Source organism: Trichococcus flocculiformis, from assembly GCF_900113645.1.
GTDB classification, from domain to species: Bacteria; Bacillota; Bacilli; order Lactobacillales; family Aerococcaceae; genus Trichococcus; species Trichococcus flocculiformis.
The window spans coordinates 1-1883 of the sequence record NZ_FOQC01000098.1; the positions used below are offsets into that span (position 1 = coordinate 1).

Here is a 1883-nt window from a genome sequence, read left to right on the forward strand (position 1 = left end):
CCCACATAACACAACTGAGTGCACGTCTTATATCCCCATAGCTAAAGCAAGGGGCTTTACGACGCTCTTTCGGTAATAACTAGCATCGGCAGTCCATCCGAGCCGGTCATATTCTGTGCGTATCCAGATCAATTGCTATCCGTATATAGGTTTCGGAAGCTAATTCCAGCCATCTTTAGTCTTTAAAAGCAGAGACCGAGACAGCGATTCATCTTTAGGATGTCAGCGGTACGGTCGAAACATAGAAACGGAAAGCAGGGAAAATAATGGATATGACAACATAGGTGGTTGATGTACTTTCGATGGGTATGGAACGGTTCCTGCGAGCATGATGAGTGACCGGAAGCTGACGGTCGAGGCGAAGGCGATCTATGCGTACTTTGCCGCATGCATCGGGGCCGGGGACACAATCTTTCCCAAGGTGGGCGAAATCTGCAAGGATCTGAATATGAGCGAGGACCGATTCCGGAAGCATCAGAAAAATTTGATTGAAAGAGGATATCTGACAATCCGAAAAAATGCAGCGGCAAACGGAAGATACAGTACGAATGTGTATGTAATCCAGGACCGGATCGCCAACGGATAAAATAGAAAAGAAAATCCAACATAAAAGGACTGCCTTAAACCATTTTTGGTTCAGGGCAGTCCTTTTTGCGCAACCAAAGGAATCATTATGGAGCCATCTGATAACTTTTCCAGACAATTGGGGGAGCCATCCTTAAACACGAAATCAACATATAAAGAAGGTGGAACTGTCGAGAGGATAATCATGGTTGTGCAGGATGATTTATCACCCCTTGCGAAGATGGTATAATCAATATTTTATGATTAGTCGTAACGAATGCACAAAACTTATGAAGAACCACTTCTGGAATTAGGAGTTAAAGAAGGGATGCAACCTGCATATACCCAACAATAAGACAGCGTTTACATTTTTGCAAAATTAGATGGCAATAATATCTACTAACAAAATAATCGGAGGGAAGATATACTTCAATCAGACAAGGAGATAAAGAATATGAGAGATAAATCATTAGAATTATTGAGAAAATTTGTTATATCTGGTTTTCCGGTTAGCATAGAGACACTATGCGAGGAGTTCAAGTTAAGTCAAAGGACTTTGAGGAGTGAGATAAAGAGCCTGAATGATTATTTGGTGGAAAATGAATTTCCTATCATAGAGACCATTAGAGGAAAGGGATTTCTGTTGACGTTGAGTAAAAGTCAAACAATCGATTTAATGGGGCTTTTTGAGAATGATTTTAAAGATGAATTTTACAGTAGGGATGAACGGATACTCGATTTAGTCCTGGACATAGCACTGGGGCAAAATAAAGTCTTTCTTTATCAGAAGGAAGAGGAATACCAAATATCTAAAAGCACTTTGGATGAAGACATGAGGAGGTTAAGAACGTTATTAAAAGAATACGGTGTTGAGGTATTGAGCATACCGAAACAAGGATTGGTTTTTGAAGCGAAGGAAAGAATTATCCGGACTATGCTGTACTCTCTGGTCAATAAGGCTATCGACAACGTTGCTTTGATAGATCCCTTCTGTTTAAATAAACTGAATAGCAGAAACTTCAATACCTGCCGCCTTTGCTTGAGCGAAAATTTCGGCCATCATTTTTTGTGGATCAGCCCCACCTTGTGAACGTAAATTTCCACCACTACTCCCAATTACTGCAATTTTTTTCATATAGCCCACCTGTCTTTTTACTTCTCGTTTTCAACCAAAAAACGAGAAAAGAAAAAATATTCTGATAATTATAACTAATATTCATTATAGAATTTACCCTGACAGAATGAAAGAAAAACTTATTAAGTACACGATAGAATAAAATGATGGTAAATTGTAAAATGAAATGCATAAGGAAATAAAC

At 39.1% G+C, this 1883-nt stretch carries 2 protein-coding genes; both read left to right on the top strand.

Annotated features, from left to right (window positions below; all coding sequences use genetic code 11):
* Window positions 1-328 precede the first annotated feature (328 nt).
* Window positions 329-586 (top strand): helix-turn-helix domain-containing protein, encoded by a 258-nt coding sequence (locus BMZ71_RS14505; protein ID WP_086990726.1) that lies wholly within the window; start codon window positions 329-331, stop codon window positions 584-586.
* 432 nt (window positions 587-1018) lie between these two features.
* A complete protein-coding gene (locus BMZ71_RS14510; RefSeq protein ID WP_086990728.1) occupies window positions 1019-1654 on the top strand; it encodes a helix-turn-helix domain-containing protein in 636 nt (211 codons plus the stop codon).
* Window positions 1655-1883 lie beyond the last annotated feature (229 nt).